This window comes from Streptomyces sp. YKOK-I1, from assembly GCF_054660435.1.
The window spans coordinates 3,869,451-3,890,803 of sequence record NZ_BAAGDR010000001.1 but is presented as its reverse complement, the minus strand read 5'-3'; the positions used below and the strand labels follow the sequence as shown (position 1 = coordinate 3,890,803).

The 21,353-nt window shown below is 72.0% G+C and carries 18 protein-coding genes; 1 reads left to right on the top strand and 17 read right to left on the bottom strand.

From position 1 onward, the window contains the following. Positions 1-4: 4 nt before the first annotated feature. From ACYQ8Q_RS16850 to ACYQ8Q_RS16785, 14 genes are all read right to left on the bottom strand, one after another. Positions 5-1,309, bottom strand: a complete 1,305-nt coding sequence (locus ACYQ8Q_RS16850) for a PP2C family protein-serine/threonine phosphatase (RefSeq protein WP_460065758.1) — start codon at positions 1,307-1,309, stop codon at positions 5-7. After that, positions 1,310-3,913, bottom strand: a complete 2,604-nt coding sequence (locus ACYQ8Q_RS16845) for a serine/threonine-protein kinase (protein ID WP_460065757.1) — start codon at positions 3,911-3,913, stop codon at positions 1,310-1,312. It lies immediately after the preceding gene. Between the two features lie 2 nt (positions 3,914-3,915). Beyond that, positions 3,916-5,241 carry a hypothetical protein gene (locus ACYQ8Q_RS16840; protein WP_460065755.1) on the bottom strand — a complete coding sequence of 442 codons (1,326 nt, stop codon included), beginning with the start codon at positions 5,239-5,241 and terminating at the stop codon, positions 3,916-3,918. A gap of 61 nt (positions 5,242-5,302) precedes the next feature. Further along, complete coding sequence (locus ACYQ8Q_RS16835) at positions 5,303-6,334, bottom strand: glutamate ABC transporter substrate-binding protein (protein ID WP_460065753.1); 1,032 nt, start codon at positions 6,332-6,334, stop codon at positions 5,303-5,305. Between the two features lie 14 nt (positions 6,335-6,348). After that, on the bottom strand, positions 6,349-7,710 hold the full coding sequence (locus ACYQ8Q_RS16830) for a hypothetical protein (protein ID WP_460065752.1): 1,362 nt from the start codon (positions 7,708-7,710) through the stop codon (positions 6,349-6,351). 222 nt (positions 7,711-7,932) lie between these two features. After that, positions 7,933-8,907, bottom strand: a complete 975-nt coding sequence (locus tag ACYQ8Q_RS16825; RefSeq protein ID WP_460065750.1) for an N-acetylglucosamine kinase — start codon at positions 8,905-8,907, stop codon at positions 7,933-7,935. After that, a complete protein-coding gene (locus ACYQ8Q_RS16820) occupies positions 8,898-10,163 on the bottom strand; it encodes a 6-phospho-beta-glucosidase (protein WP_460065749.1) in 1,266 nt (421 codons plus the stop codon). The genes ACYQ8Q_RS16825 and ACYQ8Q_RS16820 overlap by 10 nt, the downstream gene beginning before the upstream one ends. Before the next feature lie 6 nt (positions 10,164-10,169). Next, positions 10,170-11,063 carry a carbohydrate ABC transporter permease gene (locus tag ACYQ8Q_RS16815; protein WP_460065748.1) on the bottom strand — a complete coding sequence of 298 codons (894 nt, stop codon included), beginning with the start codon at positions 11,061-11,063 and terminating at the stop codon, positions 10,170-10,172. Position 11,064: 1 nt separating this feature from the next. Continuing rightward, the gene (locus ACYQ8Q_RS16810) at positions 11,065-12,006 is read right to left on the bottom strand and encodes a carbohydrate ABC transporter permease (RefSeq protein ID WP_460065747.1); all 942 of its coding nucleotides are present in this window, start codon (positions 12,004-12,006) and stop codon (positions 11,065-11,067) included. Between the two features lie 2 nt (positions 12,007-12,008). Next, the gene (locus ACYQ8Q_RS16805) at positions 12,009-13,361 is read right to left on the bottom strand and encodes an ABC transporter substrate-binding protein (RefSeq protein ID WP_460065746.1); all 1,353 of its coding nucleotides are present in this window, start codon (positions 13,359-13,361) and stop codon (positions 12,009-12,011) included. Between the two features lie 77 nt (positions 13,362-13,438). Next, the gene (locus tag ACYQ8Q_RS16800) at positions 13,439-14,650 is read right to left on the bottom strand and encodes an ROK family transcriptional regulator (protein WP_460065744.1); all 1,212 of its coding nucleotides are present in this window, start codon (positions 14,648-14,650) and stop codon (positions 13,439-13,441) included. Between the two features lie 221 nt (positions 14,651-14,871). Beyond that, entirely contained in the window at positions 14,872-15,705 is an 834-nt protein-coding gene (locus ACYQ8Q_RS16795; protein ID WP_460065743.1) for a hypothetical protein, read from the bottom strand. Positions 15,706-15,822: 117 nt separating this feature from the next. Continuing rightward, complete coding sequence (locus tag ACYQ8Q_RS16790) at positions 15,823-16,449, bottom strand: Uma2 family endonuclease (protein ID WP_460065741.1); 627 nt, start codon at positions 16,447-16,449, stop codon at positions 15,823-15,825. Between the two features lie 136 nt (positions 16,450-16,585). Then, on the bottom strand, positions 16,586-17,698 hold the full coding sequence (locus ACYQ8Q_RS16785) for a mechanosensitive ion channel family protein (RefSeq protein WP_460065739.1): 1,113 nt from the start codon (positions 17,696-17,698) through the stop codon (positions 16,586-16,588). Positions 17,699-18,020: 322 nt separating this feature from the next. On the opposite strand from ACYQ8Q_RS16785, the gene ACYQ8Q_RS16780 reads away from it, so the two are divergent. After that, complete coding sequence (locus ACYQ8Q_RS16780; RefSeq protein WP_067244152.1) at positions 18,021-18,557, top strand: HNH endonuclease; 537 nt, start codon at positions 18,021-18,023, stop codon at positions 18,555-18,557. A 45-nt stretch (positions 18,558-18,602) separates the two neighbouring features. On the opposite strand, the gene ACYQ8Q_RS16775 is transcribed toward ACYQ8Q_RS16780, so the two are convergent. The 3 genes from ACYQ8Q_RS16775 to ACYQ8Q_RS16765 are packed head-to-tail and all read right to left on the bottom strand — an operon-like array spanning position 18,603 to position 21,330. After that, the gene (locus ACYQ8Q_RS16775; protein WP_460065738.1) at positions 18,603-19,208 is read right to left on the bottom strand and encodes a hypothetical protein; all 606 of its coding nucleotides are present in this window, start codon (positions 19,206-19,208) and stop codon (positions 18,603-18,605) included. Continuing rightward, the gene (locus ACYQ8Q_RS16770; RefSeq protein WP_460065737.1) at positions 19,205-20,539 is read right to left on the bottom strand and encodes a hypothetical protein; all 1,335 of its coding nucleotides are present in this window, start codon (positions 20,537-20,539) and stop codon (positions 19,205-19,207) included. Before ACYQ8Q_RS16770 ends, ACYQ8Q_RS16775 begins: the two co-directional genes overlap by 4 nt. Then, the gene (locus ACYQ8Q_RS16765) at positions 20,536-21,330 is read right to left on the bottom strand and encodes an ABC transporter ATP-binding protein (RefSeq protein WP_460065735.1); all 795 of its coding nucleotides are present in this window, start codon (positions 21,328-21,330) and stop codon (positions 20,536-20,538) included. The genes ACYQ8Q_RS16770 and ACYQ8Q_RS16765 overlap by 4 nt, the downstream gene beginning before the upstream one ends. Between the last annotated feature and the right edge of the window lie 23 nt (positions 21,331-21,353).

The following is a 21,353-nucleotide window of genomic DNA, read 5'->3' as shown; positions in this document are numbered from 1 at the left end:
GCCCTCAGGCGATTCCTGCCCCCTGAGGCGGTGCGGGGAACGGTACGACGGCCACTGTTACGTTGTCGTGGCCCCCGCCGTCCAGGGCGTGGCCGACGAGGACCTGGGCGCAGTGCAGCGGTCGTACGGCGGCGTCTAGCGGGACGACCTCGGCCATCTCCTCGGCCGCCTCCGCGTAGTTCCACAGACCGTCGGTGCACACCACCACCACACCGGGACGGTCCGGCTTGAAGGACGCGGTGTGCGGCTCCAGTTCATAGGCGTCGGCGCCGAGCCAGCCGGTGATCGCGTGGGCGCGCTCGTCGGCGTACGCCTCCGCCTCGCTCATCAGGCCCGCGGCGACCATCTGTGCGGCCCAGGAGTCGTCCTCGGTGAGCCGGGCCGGGGGCGTGGCGCGGTCGGCCGGCACCCAGTAGGCGCGGCTGTCGCCGACCCAGCCGACGACCAGCAGTCCCGCGGTGACGACCGTGCCGACCAGGGTGCAGGCGGGGGAGTTCTGGTGCGGGGCGTGCTCGCGGGCGGTGGCGGGCTCGCCGGCCAGCGCGTTGACCGCGTTCGCGGCGGCGACGATCGCCTCGTGCATCGCCGCCTGCGGATGGGCGCCCTGCGGCAGGGCCGCCAGCAGCGCGTCGCCCGCCGCCCGGGCCGCGGCCATCGAGGCGTCGTCGGGGCGGGTGGCCGAGGAGACGCCGTCGCAGACGATCGCGACGAGTGCCGGGGAGCCGTCGGGCAGCGTGGCGCGGCCGAGGCTGAAGGAGTCCTCGTTGCGGTGGTGGCGCAGCCCGCGGTCGCTGACGGCGGCCACCGGGCCCGACTCCAGTTCCATGTGGTCGCGTTCCCGCGGCTGGGCGTGTCCGCAGTTCTCGCAGTACCCGTCGTCGTCGACCCGCCCGGCCCGGCAGGCCACGCACACCTTGACCGCGCCGGCCTCGGCGGCGGCCCGTGGGTCCGGTGCCTGCAACGGATACTCCTCGGGCTCGGCGGGCCGGTCGAACCGCACGCCGCCGGTGGGCGGCGCCGCGGGCGCCTCCGCGTCGACTCCCGCTGTCCGTACGGGAGTCGGGGCGCCGACGTGGGGTGCCGCCGCGGGCATGGCCCACGCCGCGAGGGCCTCCGGGGCGGCCGGCGCGGCCGGAGCCGCCGGGGCGGCCGTGCCGTGCATCGCGAGGGTCGGGTGGTCGTCCGGGCGGCGCGGAACGACCGACAGGTCGAATCCGCACGCGCCGCAGTAACGGTCACCCGCGTCGAGCGGCTCCGCGCAGCTCGGACACGTCGGCAGGGCGGCCTGCCGGGGCATCTGGGACATCAACTACACCCACGTCCGGGGGCGGTAACGATTGGCACGTTCCACCAGGTCGATCCTCTCCTCACCGCGCGTCGCCAGCCGGGCCAGCGTGCGGTACGAGCGCTCCAGGCCGAAGCGCAGCCCCCGCTCGTCGAGTTGCGCGCCGAGCAGCGGCCGCCGGGCGTCCGGGCCGGAGCCCTGGCCCCCGGAGAGTATCCAGTCCAGCGCGCAGCCGAGGACTTCCGCGGACAACTGCTCCCGCCGCGTGGGGTCGAGGCCGTACGCCTCCAGCGCCTCGACCTGCGCCGCCGCCGCGGTGAGATCCTCCTGGAAGGGTACGTCGGCGGCGACCGCCGTCCGCTGTCTGAGGCGGGCCCGCACCGCGGCGACCCGGGCCGCCGTGTAGTGGATGGACGACTCCGGCACCGACTCCAGCGTCCGTACGGCACTACGGCGGTCCCCGGCCGCGAGCTGCACGCGCGCGAGGCCGAACGCCGCGCTCACATAGCTCGGGTCGGTCGACCACACGAGCCGGTAGTACTCGGCCGCGTTGTCCAACTGGCCCAGCACCTCGGCGCACAGACCGAGCGCCAGCTTGGGCGCGGGCTCGCCCGGGAACGCGTCGTAGAGGGCGTCGAAGGCGAGCGCGGCGCCCTCGTGGTCGCCGGTGGCCAGCGAGGCCACGCCCCGGTACCAGACCACCCGCCAGTCGTCGGGCCGTTCGCCCTCCAGCGTGGACAGGGACTGCAGGGCCGCCTGGTGGTCGCCGTTCTCCAGCCAGGCGCGGACCTGCCGCAGCCGGGTCTCCACGGACGGGGCCGGCGCGGCCGTGAGGGCCGTGATCAGCTCGCCCGGCGCGGACGCCGAAAGGCCCGCCAGGAAGCCCGCGTTGGGGTCGGCCGGGTCCACATGCGGCACGGGCAGCGCGAGCCCGGCGGCGGGCGCGGCGACGGTCGTCACCAGGGCGCCGGAGCCCCCGGAGCCCCCGGAGCCCCCGGAGGCGGCGGGCCGGGCCGGGGCGGGACCACCGGCGCCGGAGACCCCCCGTGCCGGAGCGCCGGAGGCCGACGCGGCAGCCAGGGCCGGGGCGCCGGACGCCGATCCGGCGGACGCCGAACCGCCCCACGGCCGCGGCGAGGTGACGACCCGTGTGCCGAGCCGGGACACCTCCCCGTCCAGCTTGGGGAACAGCTCGCTGTCCGTGACCCTCACCTCGGGCCCGAACAGCGTCGACAGGGCCGGCCGGGCCTTGCCGCTCTGCACCGAGACGACCTCCCGCAGCACCCCCGTCAGCTGCTCGGCCATCTCCTGCGCGGACGCGAACCGGCGGGCCGGATCGGGATCGGTGGCGCGCACCAGCAGCCGGTAGAAGGACTCGTACCGGCGGAAGACCTCGATGGTGTCCGGGTCGGGCAGCGAGTCGGCGAAGACCGTCGTGTAACCCTGGAAGTCGAAGGTCAGGACGGCCAGCGTGCGGCCCACGGTGTAGAGGTCGCTGGCCACCGACGGGCCGACGTCCGCCACCTCCGGCGCCTGGTAGCCGACCGTGCCGTAGATGGCCGACTCCTCGTCGTCCATCCTGCGCACCGCGCCCATGTCGATCAGCTTGAGCTGGTCCTCGGTCTGGATCGCGTTGTCGACCTTGAAGTCGCAGTACAGCAGGTTGCGGCTGTGCAGATGCCCGAGCGCCTCCAGGGCCTCGATGCCGTACGCGCACGCCTGCTCCACCGGCAGCGGGTCCCGCTTGGCGTCGGCGGTGCGGCGGTCGTTGGCGATCTCCTTCAGCGACTTGCCGCCGACGTACTCCATGACGATGTAGCCGTCGAGCGAGCCGGTCCGCTGGTCGAGGTGCTCGACGAAGTTGTAGATCCGCACGATGTTGGCGTGCTCGATCTCGGCGAGGAAGCGCCGCTCGGAGATCGCGGCGGCCATCGCGTCCTGGTCGCCCGTGTCCAGCAGGCCCTTCAGCACCACCCAGCGGTCCGCGACCGCCCGGTCCACCGCGAGGTAGATCCAGCCCAGACCGCCGTGCGCCAGACAGCCCGCGACCTCGTACTGGCCGTGCACGACGTCCCCGCCCCGCAGCTTCGGGACGAACGAGTATGGGTTGCCGCACTTGGTGCAGAAGCCCTCCGTGCGCCCCGCCAGGTCACCGCGCGAACGGCCCACCGGCGCACCGCAGTCGGAGCGCGAGCAGAACCGCTTGCGCTCGGGCACCTCCGGGTCGTCCAGCACCATCGCGCGCGGGTCCGGACGCGGCACCTGCGGCACCGTCACCAGACCGACCCCGAGCCGCGCCCGCCCGGAGGAGCCGGCCGACGAGCCGGAGCTGCGCACCGACACCGAGCGGCCCGTCGCCTTGCCCGACAGGGAGCGCGAGAGCCGCCCCGACACCGAGCGGCGCGACTTCGCCGACTCCGACGACGTCCGCGCACTGCGCGCGCTGCGGGAACTGGCCGGGGTGCTGGAACTGCCGCGGCCGCCGCCGCTGCCGGGCGAGCCGTCCAGGCCCCCCGCCGACACGACCGGGGCGAGCCCGCACGTGTCGCAGTACAGCTCGCCGCCGCCCATGTCCTCGTACAACCCCTCGCAGCCCGGCCGCTGACACGCCTGCCCCGCCTGACTCATGGCTACCGCTCCCCCCTGTGGTCCTGAGGCCCGCCCTGCTCCGGTACGCGCGGGGCGGACAGCAGTTCGGCGGCCGCCCGCTGGTAGCGCAGGACGGCCTGTTCGGCGACGCGCAGATCGCAGGGCGCGCTCCACAGCATGCGGCGCGCCGCGTCGTAGCGCTCGATGAGGAACGGGTCCTCGGCGAGACCGTGCCGGGCCACCTTCGCCTTGTACGCGTCGAGCCGGCCGCGCAGCTCCGCGCGCACCGCCAGCGGCGCGGTGACCGCCGTGAGCGACTCGCGGGCGCGCAGCAGCTCGTCCTCCGCCTTCTGCTCCAGCGACTCCAGGAGCGGGGACAGCCGGTGCCACTGCGCGTGCCGCCGGTACTCGGCGGCCGTCGCGAGCTGCTCCTGGAGCACGGTCGGCGGGCCGCTGACCACCGGCACCTCCGTCGCCGCGATCTTGGCGAGGACCTCCCCGCGCGCGGTGCGCGCCTCGGCGAGGGTGCGGTCGGCCCGGCTGAGCACGTCCCGCAGCCGGACCAGCCGCTGCTCGGCGTCCTGGCGGACCGTCAGCACGGCGTCGATCTCCCGCCGTACGTCCTCCAGGGCGCGCGCCTCACGGTCGTACACCGTGGTGTCCGGACGGCCGCCGCCGGGCGCCGAACTGCCCTGCGTCGGCACCCAGTACGCCAGCGGGTCCGACACCACCTCCTCGCGCAGCCGCGTCAGCGTGCCCGTGATGCGCTCCAGGTCGTCGCCCGCCGGATGCTCGCCCGGGCGCACGCCCACCGAGTGCGCGAGCTGCCGGGTGCGCTGGAGCTCCGCGGCCAGTAAATCGATCCGCGCGGGCAGCGCCGACCACACCGCGTCGGCGGCGACCACCATGTCCAGCGACGAGGCGTACAGCTCGTTCATCGTGTCGACCAGGGCGGCCAGGGAGAAGCTCTGGCTGAGCTTGCCGGTGCCGATCAGCGTCGGCGCGTTCGCCGTGGCCGTGGCCGAGCCGGCGACCGTGACGGACTCGCCGCGCAGCAGTTCCGTCAGCTCCACCAGGTCCTCACGGCTGGCCCAGCGGCGGCGCGAGCGGATCTCCCGCGCGGAGCGCAACGCGTCCGTGTACGCGTCGAAGTACGCCCACAGCAGGGTGATCTGTGCCTCCGCGGCCCCCCAGCGCCGCTCGGTGACCCCGGTCAGCCGGGCGCCCTCCAGGAGCCGTCGGCCCGCGTGGTCCTGCAGGGCGAGGAGCGAGGTCTCGATCGCCTCGTGTTCCGCGCCGAGCCGCGCCAGCGCACGGTCGACCTCGTCCCGGTCCATCACCGGCCCGGGGGCTCCCGTGACGCCCATCGATCACCTCTCCACTGCTGTGTAGGTAGTTGCTCAGGTACGTACCCCGCCTGTCGGTCCGTCAGCTCTTGCGCAGATACACGGGAGGGGGCGGCTCCGACAGCGCCGCGTCACTGTCCAGTGTCGCCGACAGCCACTTGTCGTACGACGCCTGCCAGCCGTTCGCCCGGTACTTCACGAGGATCTGGTTGACCCGGCTGACCAGGTCGTTCGCCTCCAGGTTCATGGCCACGCCGTAGTACTCGGTCGTGAACGGTTCGCCCTTGAGCTGCACCGTCGGGTCCTGGGCGGCCTGGCTCGCCGCGAGCGCGCCGTCGGTGACGACCGCGTCGACCTCGCCGAGCTGGAGCCGCACCAGGCAGTCCAGCTGGCTGGGGACGACCGTGCCGAGATTCACACTCTTGGGTATGCGGCCCGACGCCTTGTCCGCGGTGAGTCGCTGGAGGGCCGTCGAACTGGCCGCCGAGCAGATCTTCTTGCCGGCCAGGGTGCCGTCGTACCCCTTGATCGTGGAGGACCTGGGGGCGAGGACCTGCTGCCCGGTCTTGAAGTAGGGCGCGGAGAACGCGACCTGCTCGATGCGGTCGCAGTTGATCGTCATGGTGCGGACGACCATGTCGACCTGTTTGTCCTGGAGGGCGGGGATGCGCTGGTTGGTCGGGATGGCCTTGAACTGGACCGCCTTCGGGTCGCCGAGGATGTCCTCGGCGATCCGGTGCACCAGGTCGATGTCGAAACCCTCCAGCTCCGCGCCCGCGTTGTTCGGGTCGCGGTAGCCCCAGCGGTAGCTGTTCTGGTCGACGCCGACGATCAGTTTGCGCTTCTCGCCCTTGCGGGCCTTGATCGCGTCGATCGTCGGGCCGTCCGCGCTCGACGGCGGCAGGGTCTGCTTCTCCGGGTCCTGGCACTTGGCGTCCGCCGCCGGGCTCCCCGCGGCGATCCGCGGGCCCGCCAGGCCCGTCGAGCCGTCGCCCCGGTGGCCGGTGGTCAGCGGCAGCAGCAGCACACCGGTCAGCGCGAGGGCGCAGACGGACGCCATCGCCCCCACACCACCCCAGCCCTTCAGACCGTCCCGCACACGTCGTGCGCGCATCGCCATGCCCCCTCTCACCGGTACTCCGACAGCCTGCGGCCGATGCCGAGGACCGCGCCCGCCGCACCCAGCACCGCGAGGACGGCCGCGCCGGCCGTCAGACCGGTCATCGCGTCCAGACCGTCCCCGGCCGCCACCTGGAACTCCTTCTGCTCGTGCGCGAGCGCCTTCGCCAGGTTCTTGTCGACGCTGTCGAAGCACTCGGCGGTCGCGCCCTTGTCACCGATCACCAGGGCCAGCGCCTGCTCGTAGTTGCCGTAGTCGTCCTGCTCGCGGGCCGCGAGGTGGCGCTGCTTCCACACCGCCATGTTGCCCTCCGCCGAGGTGACCGGCTTCTCACCCGCCTGGTCGTCGGCGAGCTTCGCCGCCTGCGTGAGGCCGGTGGCGAGGTCCTTCATTTCGGTGGTGAAGTCGTTGTCGTACTTGTCGACCGTCTTGGGTTCGCCGCCGTCGACCGCGATCTTCTCGGTCTCGGCGCCGCGCGCCACCAGCGTGAGGTTCTCGTTGCCGCGCGCCTTCAGGGACGCGATCCGAGCGTCGTGCAGCACGTTCAGCGAGCGGACGCCGTGGTCGTAGGAGTCGTTCAGCCCCGCGCGGGCCACACTGTGCCCGACGACGAGCCACAGCAGGACGACGGTGGCGGCCGCGGTGGCCGAGACCAGGCCGTGGTTGAGGACCCGGTTCGTACGGCGGTAGTTGCGGTGCTGCGCCCACGCCAGGGCGGCCAGCGCCAGGACGCCCAGCGCGATCGCCGCCCACGGGTAGGGGGTGGCGTCGGCGTAGTCGTCCTCGAGGCGCTGGTTCTCCTTGGTGTAGAGCCGCTGCGCCGCCGGGAGCATCTCGTCCTGCATCTTCTGGTTCGCGTAGCGCAGATAGGCGCCGCCGACCGGGAAGCCCTGACGGTTGTACGTCCGCGCGCGCTCGACCAGGCCCTTGTACTCCGGGAGCAGGGTGTTCAGCTTGGTGATGGCGTCGGCGGAGGGGGAGTCCGGGTCGGAGCTGTTGGCGGCCCGCACCAGCTCGGCGGCCGCCTTGTCGATGTCCTCCTCGTACTGCTTCCGGGAGGTGGCCGTCTCCTGGCCGCCCGCGAGGAAGCCGCTGGAGGCGGCGGTGTTGGCGTCGGCCAGCGAACGGTAGATGTCGGCCGCGGCCGCGCTCAGCGGCTGGCTCTTGTGCAGCACGTCGTCGGCCGCGGCGGCGCGGTCGGCGGTCTGCCAGGCGGTGACGGCGCCGAACGCGACCACGAGGAGGGCGAGGACGGCGCCGATGATCCGGAGCCGGCCCGGCTCCGTCGTCGCCGCGGCGCGGGCCTTGTCCACGCCCTCCGCGAACGCCGTACGGCGTGTCGGTGGAGCGGCTGTTGCCGGTTCTGCCACGTTTCTGACCTCCCCCATGGTCATGCCTCGCCGCAAGTATCGCTGGCGGGAGTGACATTGCACACCGGCCTTCACTCGATCTTGATCAGATCGCAGTCACCCCTGTTCATGAATACGCGTTCGGCGGGTGTTCGGTTCCTTCGTGGGGGTGGGTGTTGTGTCCGGGGTGCGGGTGCGTCGTGGCTGGTCGCGCAGTTCCCCGCGCCCCTGAGGGGGTTGCGCCTAGCCCTTGTCGAAATGTGACCGGAGCCTTGCCTGCGCCTTCACCCTCGCTCCCAGTCTGTCCAAGCCCAGTAGCGCCGCGCCCAGCACCGGGCGCGCGCGTACCACCTCCGCCACCGCCTTCGGCGCACGCGCCGTCAGGCGTTCCCGTATGCCGTCATCCAGTTGGTCGTGACCTGCCGTCAGGACGCCTCCGCCCAGGAGGACCGGGGTCTCCTCCTCCAGGAGGTCCAGGCGGGTCAGGGCGACCGTCGCCATCGCGACGACCTCCTCGGCGAGGCGGTCGACGATCCCGCGGGCCACGGAGTCGCCCCGGGCCGCCGTCTCGAAGAGGACCGGGGTCAGTTCGTGGCGGCGCAGGTCCGGGATGCGCTCCAGGTGGAGGGCCTCGATGAGGGCGTACATGTCGGGGCGGTCGAAGTGGGCGGGAAGGGTGCGGGCCAGGGCGGTGGCGGGGCCCCTGCCGTCGTCCGCGCGGGCCGCGTGCCAGATCGCCTCCTCGGCCAGGCCCCAGCCGCCGCCCCAGTCCCCGGAGAGCCGGCCCAGGGCCGGGAAGCGGGCGGTGCGGCCGTCGGGGCGCATGCCGACGCAGTTGATGCCGGCGCCGCAGACCACGGCCACGCCCCGGGGGTCGGGCACACCGGCCCGCAGGATGGCGAAGGTGTCGTTGCGGACGTCCACGGTGGCGCCCCACGCGCGTGCGTGCAGGGCCGCCGCCAGCTGCTCCTCCTCCACCGGCAGGTCGGCGTTGGCCAGGCAGGCGGAGACATGGGTCACCGAGGTGACGCCGGCGGAGGCGTACGCGCGCGTGACGGTGTCGGCGAGGGCGTCCACGGCCGCGGTGACCCCGACGGCGGGCGGGCGGAAGCCGGCGCCGCGGGCGGTGGCGAGCACCTCCCCGTCGGCGGCCACCACCGCCACGTCGGTCTTGCTGTTGCCCGCGTCGATGGCGAGGACGCTTGCGGTCAGGCCCACGCGAGATGCTCCCGGTTGTGTGCGATCAGTCGGTCGGTCAGCTCGTCGGCGTACGCGTGCTGGGCGATCAGGGGGTGGGCGAGGAGGGCCTTGAAGACGCGGTCCCGGCCGCCGCGCAGGGCCGCGTCCAGGGCCAGGTCCTCGTACGCCGTCACGTTCGCCATCAGACCCGCGTACAGGGGGTCCACGGGGGCCACGGGCAGCGGGGAGGGGCCCTTCTGGCCCACGGCCGCCTGCACCTCGATCACCGCGTCGTCGGGCAGGAAGGGCAGCGTGCCGTCGTTCAGGGTGTTGACCACCTGGTACGGGCTGCCGGCGCCGGTGAGCAGCGCGGCCGCGAGGTCCACCGCCGCCTCGGAGTAGTAGGCGCCGCCGCGTTGGGCGAGCAGTTCCGGCTTCTCGTCGAGGGCCGGGTCGCCGTACATCTCCAGCAGCTGCCGTTCCATCGCCGCCACTTCGGCCGCCCTGGACGGCTTCGTGCGCAGCTCTCGTACGACCTCGTCGTGGGCGTAGTAGTAGCGCAGGTAGTAGGACGGGACCACGCCGAGGAGGCGCAGCAGGGGGAGGGGCAGGCGCAGGTCGCCGGCGATCGTGTCGCCGTGGGCGGCCAGGAGACCCGGCAGGACGTCCTCGCCCTCCGGGCCGCCCAGGCGTACGCCGGTCTCCCAGGTGAGGTGGTTGAGGCCTACGTGGTCCAGGTGGATGTCGGCGGGTGCCGTGTCGAGCAGGGCGGCGAACTTGCGTTGCAGCCCGATCGCCACGTTGCACAGGCCGACCGCCTTGTGGCCCTCCTTCAGCAGGGCGCGGGTGACGATGCCGACCGGGTTGGTGAAGTCGACGATCCAGGCGCCGGGGTTGGTGCGGCGGACCCGTTCGGCGATGTCCAGGACCACCGGGACCGTGCGCAGCGCCTTGGCCAGGCCGCCGGCGCCGGTGGTCTCCTGGCCGACGCAGCCGCACTCCAGGGGCCAGGTCTCGTCCTGTTCGCGGGCCGCCTGGCCGCCGACGCGCAGCTGGAGCAGGACGGCGTCGGCGCCGTCGACGGCCGCGTCCAGGTCGGAGGTGGTGACGATCCGTCCGGGGTGGCCCTGCCGGGCGAAGATCCGCCGCGCCAGTCCGCCCACGAGTTCCAGGCGGTCGGCGGCCGGGTCGACCAGGACCAGCTCCTGCAGCGGCAGGGTGTCGCGCAGCCGGGCGAAGCCGTCGATCAGCTCGGGGGTGTAGGTCGAACCGCCGCCTACCACGGTGAGTTTCATGCCTTGTTAACCCTTCACTCCGGTGAGGGTGACACCTTCGACGAACGCCTTCTGGGCGAAGAAGAACACGAGGATCACGGGGGCCATGACCAGCACGGTGGCCGCCATGGTGAGGTTCCAGTCGGTGTGGTGCGCGCCCTTGAAGGACTCCAGGCCGTAGGAGAGGGTCCATGCGCCCGGGTTCTCCGAGGCGTAGATCTGCGGGCCGAAGTAGTCGTTCCAGGCGTTGAAGAACTGGAAGAGGGCGACGGCGGCGATCCCGGGCTTCGCCATCGGCAGGACGATCCGCAGCAGGGTGCGCAGATCGCCGCAGCCGTCGACCTTCGCCGAGTCCAGGTATTCGTTCGGGATCGTCATCAGGAACTGGCGCAGCAGGAAGATGGAGAACGCGTCGCCGAACGCCAGCGGGATGATCATCGGCCACAGGGTGCCCGAGAGGTCGAGCTGCTTGGCCCAGAACAGGTACATCGGGATGACGACGACCTGCGGCGGCAGCATCATCATCGAGATCACCAGCATGAGCGTCAGATTGCGGCCCCGGAAGCGGAACTTGGCGAGCGCGTACGCCACCGGGATCGAGGAGACGACCGTCAGGACGGTGCCCAGTCCCGCGTAGATCAGGGTGTTCTTCCACCAGGTGAGGAAGCCGGGGGTGTCGAAGACCTTCCGGTAGTTGGCCCATTCCCAGGTGTGCGGGATCAGGTCCCGGCTGAGCGCCTGCGAGTCGCTCATCAGGGAGGTCAGGAGGACGAACACGAAGGGGAGGGTGAAGAAGAGGGCCGCGGCCACGCCGAGGGAGTGGATCGCGATCCACTCCAGGAGCGCCTTGCGGCGCGCGGTGCGCTCGGCGGGCGAGGCGGCACTCTTCAGCTCAGCCGGCCGTTCCAGTACCTGGGTCATGTCAGTCACCTGCCTGGATGAGACCGCCCCGGCGCCGCATCAACAGCGCGGTGAACGCCATCGACAGGACGAACAGGACCAGGGCCACGACACAGGCCGAGCCGTAGTCGAAGCGCTGGAAGCCGAGGTTGTAGACGAGCTGGGGGAGGGTCAGCGTGGAGTGCTCGGGGTAGCCGGGCTCGAACATGGTGCCCGCGCCCTGGATCACTCCCGAGGCGACCTTTCCGGCGACCAGCGGCTGGGTGTAGCACTGCATCGCCGCGATCACACCGGTCACGACGGCGAACATGATGATCGGCGAGATGTTGGGAAGGGTGACGAACCGGAACCGCTGCCAGGCGGACGCGCCGTCCAGTTCGGCCGCCTCGTACTGCTCCTTCGGTACGTCGAGCAGGGCGGCCATGAAGATGACCATCAGGTCCCCGACGCCCCACAGGAACATCAGGGTGAGGGCCGGCTTGGACCAGTCCGGGTCGTTGAACCAGCCCGGGGCCGGGATGCCGATCCTCTCCAGGATCGAGTTGACCGGTCCCGTACCGGGGTTGAGGAGGAAGGCGAAGGCCATGGTGGCCGCCACCGGCGGGGCCAGGTAGGGCAGGTAGAAGAGGGTGCGGAAGACCCCCGTCCCCGTCTTGATCTTCGTGATCAGCATCCCGATGCCGAGTCCGAACAGGACCCGCAGGGTCACCATGATCACGACCAGCCAGAGGGTGTTGCGCAGGGCGGGCCAGAAGAACGGGTAGGACTCGAAGACGTACGTCCAGTTCTTCGTGCCGCTCCAGGTCGGCGGCTTGAAGCCGTCGTAGTGCATGAACGAGAAGTAGACGGTCGAGATCATCGGGTACGCGAAGAAGACCGCGAAGCCGATCAGCCAGGGCGAGAGGAAGGCCAGGGTGCGCAGCGCCGACCGGCGGCGCTTCACCCGCAGGGTGAGGGCGCTCATCGCTACTTCGCCTGCGCGATGTCCGTGTCGATCTGCGCGGCGGCCTTCTTCAGGCCCGCCGACAGGTCGGTGAGCTTGCCGCTCTCGTAGTCGTAGCCGAGCTGCTGGACGGTGGTGAGGTAGACGCCGCCGTTGACCGAGGCCGGGGAGGTGGTCGAGTTCGGGTTCGCGGCGATGTCCAGGAACGTCTTGAAGCGCGGGTCGTACTTCAGCTTCGGCGACTTCAGCGCGTCCAGCGTCGAGGGCACGTTGTGGATGGCGTTGGAGAAGCCCACCACCGCGTCGGTGTCGGTGGTGATGTACTTGACGAACTCCCAGGCCGCGTTCTGCTTCTTGCTGGTGGCGGCGATACCGGCGATGGTGCCCGTGATGTAGCCCTTGCCGTACTGGTCCGCCTGGTCGTCGGGGACGGGCAGCGGGGCCACGCCGATCTCGAAGTCCGGCTTGGCGGCGAGCGCCATGCCGAGGCGCCACTCGCCGTCCAGCTGCATGGCCACCTGGCCGGTCTGGAAGGGGTGCTTGGGGCCCCACTCGTCACCGAGGCCGGAGCGGAACTTCTCCAGCTTCTTGAAGCCGCCGAGGTCGTCGACGAGCTTCTTCTGGAGGGTGAAGGCGTCGGCGACGGCCGGGTCGGTCGCGATCGTCGACTTGCCGGACTTGTCGAAGTAGGTCGGCGAGAACTGGCCCAGGTAGTGCTCGGTCGTGGTCTCCCAGCCGTGGTAGTTCGGCATGAAGCCGAGCTGCTTGTACGTGTCGCCCTGGGTGATCGTCAGCTTCTTGGCGTCGGCCTCGAACTCGGACCAGGTCTTCGGCGGGCTGGTGATGCCGGCCTTCTCGAACGCGGTCTTGTTGTAGTAGAGGCCGTAGGCGTCACCCAGCAGCGGCACCGCGCAGCGGTCGAGCTGGTACTGGGTGTAGTCGTTCATCGCCTTCGGGAAGGTGGCGTTCGGGTCGATGTCCGACTTCTTGAAGAACGGGTTGAGGTCGACCAGGGCGCCGGAGGAGCAGAACTTTCCGACGTTGCTGGTGGTGAACGACGAGATCACGTCGGGCGCCTTGCTGCCGCCCGCGCGCAGGGCCTGGTTGATCTTGTCGTCGGTCATGTTGCCGACGACGTTCACATGGATGTTGGGGTGCGCCTTCTCGAAGCCGGCGACCAGGTCCTTCACGGCCTTGACCTCGTTCGGCGCGCTCCAGGCGTGCCAGAAGGTGATGGTCTGCTCCTTGGACGCGTCGTCGCTCGCGCCGGAGGACGACGCCTGGCCGGTACAGGCGGTGGTGCCGAGGAGCAGCGCGGTCGAGGCGGTCAGGGCGAAAGCCGCCTTTCGGGCGACTGAGGGGATGCGTGCGGACATGACGGGACCTCCCGGGGGCAGGGCAGGGTGAGGTGATCTGCGAAGAGGGGTGAGGGAAGTGCGGTGTGACGGGGTGTCTAGCGCGAGGTGTCGAAGACCTCGTCGCGGGTGGCCGCCAGCGCGCTCTCCAGCGCGCCGCGCAGCACGGGCCGTTCGGTGACGTCGCCCAGGACCAGCTGGGGCCGGGACGCGGCCAGTTCCTCCAGTTCGGCCTGGACGAGGGCGCGCAGCACCTCGCCGCCGGCGGTCAGGGAGGCGCCGCTGAGGACGACGAGTTCGGGGTCGAGGACGGAGACGAGCGAGGCGAGACCGGTCGCGAGCCGGGTCGCGTACTTCTGGAGCAGCAGCCGGTTCAGGACGGTGTCCTCGGCCGCGGCGCGGTGCAGGAGGGCGGCGGCGACCTCGGCGTACGGGCCGTCGGGGATGCCGGTCATCCCGAGTTCACGGGCGAGCCGGGGGATGGCCTGGGAGCCGGCCAGTTCCTGGTAGCCGCCACTGTTGGCCTTGGTGACGTGCCGGACCAGGGGTGCTCCCGGAACCGGCAGGAAACCCACCTCCCCCGCGCCGCCGGTCCAGCCGCGGTGCAGCCGGCCGCCGAGGACGAGGGCGGCGCCGAGTCCGCCCTCGTTCCAGACGAGGACGAAGTCGTCGTGTCCGCGGGCCGCGCCGAGGCGTTGTTCGGCGACGGCGACGAGGTTGACGTCGTTCTCGTACTCGACCGGCATCGGCAGGGCTGCGGCGAGTTCGTCGAGCAGCGTCGGCGCGTGCCAGCCGGGGAGGTGGGAGGCGTAGCGCAGCCGGCCGGTGGTGGGGTCGAAGGCGCCGGGGGTGGCGACGACGAGCCGCCGTACGTCGTCCCGGGTCAGCGCCGCGGCCTTCACGGCGCCGTCGAGGGCTTCGGTGACCTGTCGTACGACGGTCCCGGCGGTCCTTCTGCCGGGGGTGGGCACCTCGTACGTGCCCACGGTCCGGCCGGTGACGTCGGCGACGGCGGCGAGGACGCGTTCGGGGGTGACGTCCAGGCCGGCGGCGTAGGCGGCGGCCGGGTTGACCTCGTAGAGCTGGGCGTTGGGGCCGGGTCGTCCCTCGGTGGTGCCGGTGGCGAGGACCAGGCCCGCCGCCTCCAGGCGGGCGAGCAGCTGGGAGGCGGTCGGCTTGGACAGGCCGGTGAGCTTGCCGATGCGGGTGCGGGACAGGGGGCCGTGCGCGAGGAGGAGATCGAGGGCGGCGCGGTCGTTCATGGCGCGCAGGACGCGCGGGGTGCCCGGCGTACCGGCGGTTCCTGCCATGGGGATCGACACCTGCCTTTCTGGACTGCCCAGCTTTTCAGTGACGCGGGAGACAAGTCCACTTCCGGTCACTGTTAGGAAAGTTTCCTATCGGTGGAAGGGAAGGTAAGCCCGGCACGAAGGGGGCGTCAAGGCAGGAAAACGGAAACCGCCCCCGAGGCAACGCAGTCGTTACCTCGGGGGCGGTGCGGGGTGCTGCTGTGACTACTTCACGCCTGTGCTCACTTCACGTCGACGTAGTCGCCGGCGGCCGTCTTGGCCGCGGTGGTGGCCGTGCCGGCGAAGGTGAAGCGGTAGTAGCCGTCCTTGCTCGCCTTCACGGTGGTGGACAGGGCGCCACCGGTGCCGGAGGTGATCGTCTTGACGGTGCTGTAGGAGCTCGCGCCCTTGGCCTTGAACTGGAGGGCCACCTTCTGGCCCTGGTAGCCGGTGTAGGTGCCCTCCTCCCAGTTCGCGCGGGTCAGCTTGCCCTTGACGGTGAGCGTCCGGCCCTTCTTGACGGGCTCGGGCGTGGCGTTGACGGTGAGCTTCGCGGCGCGCTGGATCTTCGCGGTCGCCGTGTTCGCCCACATGTCGTAACCGAACTCGAAGCTGATGTGGCCGTCGGAGTCGTCGAGGTCCGTGGCGCCGTGGCCGTAGAAGCCCGCGGCCTTCCAGGTGCCGGCGTCGGCGGCCTCGTAGAGGCTGTCCCACGGGTCGATGACCAGGGTCTCGGTGCAGGACGCGGTCACCGTGGTGTCGGTGGTGGCGGTCGTGGTGCAGGTCGGCGCGGTGTCCGGCTCGATCGAGTTGTCCTGCTCGGCGAGCGTGCCGCGGTAGAGCAGGACGCCCGCGAAGTTGTTCGTGTAGTCGATCGTCAGGTCGGCCGGGCGGGTCAGCGTGTACGTGACCGGCACCTTCACCTTGGCGGTGGTGCCCACGACGATCTTCTTGCCGTTGTTGACCTTCACACCGGCGAACGTCAGCGCGGGCGAGTCCGCCTGCGCGGCCGGTGCGGCCAGAACCCCCAGGGCCAGGGCACCGGTCAGGGCGGTGCCTATGGCGAGCTTCCTCATGTATCCCCACATTCGAGCGGGCCCCTGGGCGTTGCGCTCCAGAACAAGGGCCCGGTATCAGAGTGACGATATGGGGTGATGTGATGCGGGGGATAGGTGGGGCGCCTGTGAAGATCCTTAGATGTCGGCGTCGAGGAACGGGGCCGTGTCCAGGGTCGGGTAGGGCGCCGGGAGGGGCAGCGGATCGCCGAGGTCGACCTTGGTGTCGGTGGCGTAGTAGGCCTCGGTGGGGTCGTCGGAGGGGAGGACCGGGTCGATGTAGCAGTGGGCGGTCTTGGCGTGGCGGTCGATGAGGACGTAGACCGGGATGCCGGCGGCGGCGTAGGTGCGGAGCTTGGGGCCGGTGTCGGTCTCGTGGTTGGTGGAGGTGACTTCGCCTACGAGGGCGATCATGTCGATGGGGTACCAGCCCTTGTGTGCCTTGCGGTACGACTCGTCGAGTTCGGTCGGCCTGCGGCGGCGGAGGTAGAAGTCCGGAATCAGCAAGCCCATGGTCTTGCCGTCCTTGTGGGCGGCGCGATAGCCATTGCCCATACCCACGAGGGGGAAACCGGACGTGCGGAACTGAAAGGCCAGTTCCAGTGCGCCATGGTTGTGATTGTCGTTCGGCGTCGGCGGCACGATGGCCATCCCCTCGACGTACTCCGGTCGAATCGGCATGGGGGCTGCCTCTTCGATCGCGCTCAACAGGTCGATGGGGTCCACGTGCGTCATGACCGTCTCCATGATGGGTTCGGCGCTCATCCCTGGTTCTCCTCGTCGCGCTGTTGCCAGGCTAAGCCCGCGCTGGGTGCCCCGGCAGAACGATGGGGCACCCGGCGGCCAGTCGGCGCAGGATGCCCCTGTCGTTCACTCGAACGAGCGTGCCGAAACCGTTCCCCTACTTCGGTGAACCGGAAGGCGTCACCGCCCGCTGCGGAGCGATCGGCGACGCGGCCGCCGCCTGCGGCGAGTCCGCGTTGGAGAAGACCGACGGGGCCGCGACGACCGCCGTCGGGTCGACCGGGTCCTCCTCGGCGGGAGCGGTCGCGCCGCCCACGATCCGGATGTCCGCCGCGTCGAACGCCCGCTTGACGCGCCAGCGCAGCTCGCGCTCCACCTTCAGGGCCTTGCCCGGCATGGTCTTCGCCGAGACCCGGACCACCATCGAGTCCAGCAGCACGCTGTCCAGGCCCAGCACCTCGATCGGGCTCCACAGCAGCTCGTTCCAGGGCTCTTCCTTGCTCATCTTCTCGGCGACCTCGTCCAGCGTGGCCTTCACCCGGTCCAGGTCCTCCGACGCCTTGACGGTGACGTCGACGCCGGCCGTCGCCCACCCCTGGGAGAGGTTGCCGATCCGCTTGACCTCGCCGTTGCGGACGTACCAGATCTCGCCGTTGTCGCCGCGCAGCTTGGTCACCCGCAGCCCCACCTCGATGACCTCGCCGCTGGCGACGCCCGCGTCGATCTGGTCGCCCACGCCGTACTGGTCCTCCAGGATCATGAAGACGCCGGACAGGAAGTCCGTGACCAGGTTGCGCGCGCCGAAACCGATCGCCACACCCGCGACACCGGCCGAGGCCAGCAGCGGGGCGAGATTGATCTCGAAGGCGGACAGCGCCATCAGCGCCGCCGTGCCGAGGATCAGGAAGCTCGCCATCGAGCGCAGCACCGACCCGATCGCCTGCGAGCGCTGGCGCCGCCGCTCGGCGTTGACCAGCAGCCCGCCCAGCGTGGAGCCCTCGACGGCCGACTCGACCGTGCGGTTCATCCGGTCGATGAGCTTGGTGATCGCCCGCAGCACGAACTTTCTGAGCACCGCCGCGATCACCAGGATCAACAGGACGCGCAGACCGATCGCGAGCCACGTCGACCAGTTCTGCTCGACCCAGCTGGCCGCGTTCGTCGCGCTCTCCTGGGCGTCCTGGAGCGACGGGACGCTCACGGTCGGCGACTCCGAGGGGGTCGGCGAGGGCGAGGAGCCGGCGGCCAGTAGGACGGCGGGCAAGGACACGGCAGGTACCTCCAGGTGCAGCGGTCCGCCTCCGGTGCGATGGTCAGGTCGTCAAGGTCGTACAGATCACGAAAGGGTCACCGGACGGGCAGAACCACCACACTAACGGGGCATTGTGTGTGGGTCCGTCCGATGCGGCAAGGAGAGACAGGCCTCACCTGCGCTTGAACAGGCCATGATCCGGGGGATGTATCCGGGTGTGGTCGAAAACACTCCCAGCCCGTTACCGGGACATGGTGGCGCGTCCGCCAGGCCAGAGGAGAGACTGACTGCAGATCGTCCCGGCGCGAGCCACGCGCCGCCGACGCCCAAGGAGGCATCCGTGCCGCATGTCCTGGTCCTCAACGCGTCGTACGAGCCGCTCGGCGTCGTACCGCTCCGCCGCGCGCTCGTCCTCGTCCTGGAGAACAAGGCCGTCTCCCTGGAAGAGTCAGGCGCCTTCCTGCACAGCGCGACCGTCACAGTCCCCGCACCCAGCGTGGTCCGGCTCAAGCGATTCGTCCGGGTTCCCTATCGGGGGCCCGTTCCTCTGACCCGTCGGGCGCTCTTCGCGCGGGACGGGGGCCGGTGCATGTACTGCGGTGGCGTCGCAACCAGCGTCGACCACGTCATCCCGCGCAGCCGCGGGGGCAAGCACGTGTGGGACAACGTCGTGGCGTCCTGCCGTCGCTGCAACCACGTCAAGGCCGACCGGCACCTCGTCGAGATCGGCTGGCGGCTGCGCCACAAACCCGCCCCGCCCACCGGCCTCGCCTGGCGCATCATCGGCACGGGCCATAGGGACCCGCGCTGGCTGCCCTACTTGCAGCCGTACGGCGCGGACGACGCCTTGGCCCGGATCGACGGCATCTCCGCCTGACGATCCGGGCTTCTTCATGCCCCGTGGCACCGGCGCCCGCCCGGTTCAGCCACGGGGCCCTTCGGGACGCGCCCCTCGTACGGCGTACAGGGCCGTGCCCAGCGCGAACAGGCCCCCGGCCGCCAGCCAGGACGCCGGCACGTCCCCCGGCTGAGCGGGCCAGCCCCACCCGGTCACCGCCCGGCCGCGCACCCCGTCCGACGCCAGGCACACCGCGCCCACCCAGCCCGCCGCCGGCAGCCAGCTCAGCCGGGCGCCCACCAGGACGGCCGAGGCCGCCACCAGGCCCGTACAGCCCAGCAGATTGCGCAGCACGGCCGGCCCGTCCCCGGGCACCGCGAGCGGCAGCAGGACCGCCGCGAGCGCCGTCGGCCCGAGCAGCAGCCCCAGCCGACGCGGCCACCAGGGGCGTACGGCCGTCCGGTCCAGTTCCTCCGACGCGGACCGCAGGCCCGCCCCGGTCACCGCCGCCGCCAGCAGCGGCGCCAGCACCACGACCGGCGGCAGCAGGCCCGGATCCGTGCCGGAGCCCGTCCGGGCCGCCGCCCCCAGAGCGAGGACGGCGGTCCCGGCGAGCACGGCGAGCGTGCCCGGGACGGCCCGGGAGCGGGCGTACAGCAGGAGGCCGGCGGCCGGCCGCGACGCGCTCACAGGACCGGCACCCGGCTCGCGGCGCCGCAGTCGCCGACCGTGGCGAAGTACGCCGACAGCCAGTCCCGGCGGGCCTTTGCCCCCATCGAGGCCAGCCGCTCCCGGGCCGCCCTGCGCTCCGCCAGCGCCGCGCGCCGCTCCGCGTCGCCCCGCGCGTCGAACGCGTCGAAGTACGCCTCCGCCGGGCTCGCCGCGAGGTAGTGCTGCACGGCGTCGTCCGCCACGGCGACCCTCCGGTCCTGCTCCCCGCAGTCCCCCCGGTCCTGGAGCATCGTCACCGCCTCCCACGCGTACTGCGCCGGATCGGTCAGCCGCCCCCGCACCACCGACCGGCCGATCGGTGTGAGCATCGGCAGCTGCGCCTCCCCCGCGCGCGGCTCACCCACCCGGTCCTCGAACCGCACCGGCAGGTTCCGCACCCCCTCCAGCTTGCCGGTGACCCCCGACAGGGCGGCCGTGACCTGCGGCAACAGCTCGCCGTAGCGGGCGTTGACACAGATCTCAGGGGTGGTCGACGCCGTGCACACCTGCGCGCGCTCGGCCGGGTTCGGCCGCCACAGCCCGTCCCCCGTCCGCACCAGCAGCACGCCCGCCGCGACCGCGGCCGCCAGCGGCACCAGAGCCGTCCACCGGCGCCGCGCCGCGTACGCCAGCACGGCGGCCGCCGCGAGCCCCGCCACCCACACCGCCATCGCCCACGGCTGCCGGCCCGCCGGAACCAGCCCCTCCGACACCGCGGACGCCGGGTTCAGGAAGCGACCCGGGCCGGTGCCCGCCCGCCCCGACAGGCCCAGGGCCGCATACCCGCCGAGCGCCAGCAGCGGGGCCGCGAACCGCCAGGGGACCAGCCGCCCCACGACCTGGCCGGCCACGACGAGAGCGGCCAGTGCCACCGCGTCCGTCGGCAACAGGTCCGCGTGGGGCCGGTCCCCCGTGGCGTACGGCCAGGTCGCGAGCACCGCCCCGGCCGCCGCCAGCAGGTACCCGCCCGTCACCCACAGCGCGAGCGGCAGCGCCGACGCCAGGAACCGCGCCAGCGGCCCGCGCACGGCCGTGCCCCACAGCTCCTCGGTACCCCGCCGGCGTTCCCGCCCGCCCTGCCAGCAGCCCGCGGCGGCCCCGAGCGGCAGGACGATCAGCAGCACACTGTGCAGCTCGGTACGGGTCTCCGCCCAGCCGCCCTGCCAGCGGTCCGCCGCGAAGCCCAGCACCACGGCCGGCAACAGGAAGGCCACGGCCCCGGCGAACGGCGCGAACCCCCGGGCCGCCTCGGCCCGCAGCGGATGCGTCAGGACCGGCCGCAGCGCCGCCCTCTCCCGTACGAGGCTCATCGCGCCGCCTCCAGCCCGGTCCGGTGGGCCCGCAGGGCGGCGGTGTAGCCGCGCTCGATGACGCTGTCCCCCACCCCCGGCGCCTCGCCCAGCGCGCTGAGCGCCTCCGGGGTCCCCCGGTAGGCGACCCGCCCCGCGTCCAGCAGGGTGACCTCGGTGCAGGCGGCCGCCACGTCCTCCACCAGGTGGGTGGAGACGATCACGGTCGAGGTGGAGCCCAGCTCCCGCAGCAGCGCGCGGAACTCCACCCGCTGCTCCGGGTCGAGGCCCGCCGTCGGCTCGTCGAGCAGCAGCACGTCCGGGTCGTTGACGACGGCCTGCGCGATGCCGACCCGGCGGACCATGCCGCCGGACAGCGTCCGCACCTTCGCGTCGATCCGGTCCCCGAGACCCACCCGCTCGACGGCCCGCTCCACGGCGGCCGGGGTCCCGGCCACCGGCATCTCCTTCAGCCACGCCACGTACGCGACGAACTCGCGCACCGTGAAGCCCGGGTAGTGGCCGAAATCCTGCGGCAGATAGCCGAGCCGGGCGCGCACCGCACCGCGCCGGGAGGGCTCGCCGACGTCCTCCCCGAGGATCTCCACCCGCCCGGCGTCCGGCCGCGCGACGGTGGCCAGCACCCGGATCAGGGACGTCTTCCCGGCACCGTTGGGGCCGAGCAGACCGTGCACACCGACGCCGAGATCCAGATCCACGGCGTCCAGGGCGACGGTCCTGCGGTGCCGGACACGCAGCCCGGACACCCGTATGGTGCTCACTTCACGATCTCCAGGGTTCACAGAGTTCATGGCGTTCATGGGGTTCTTGAGAT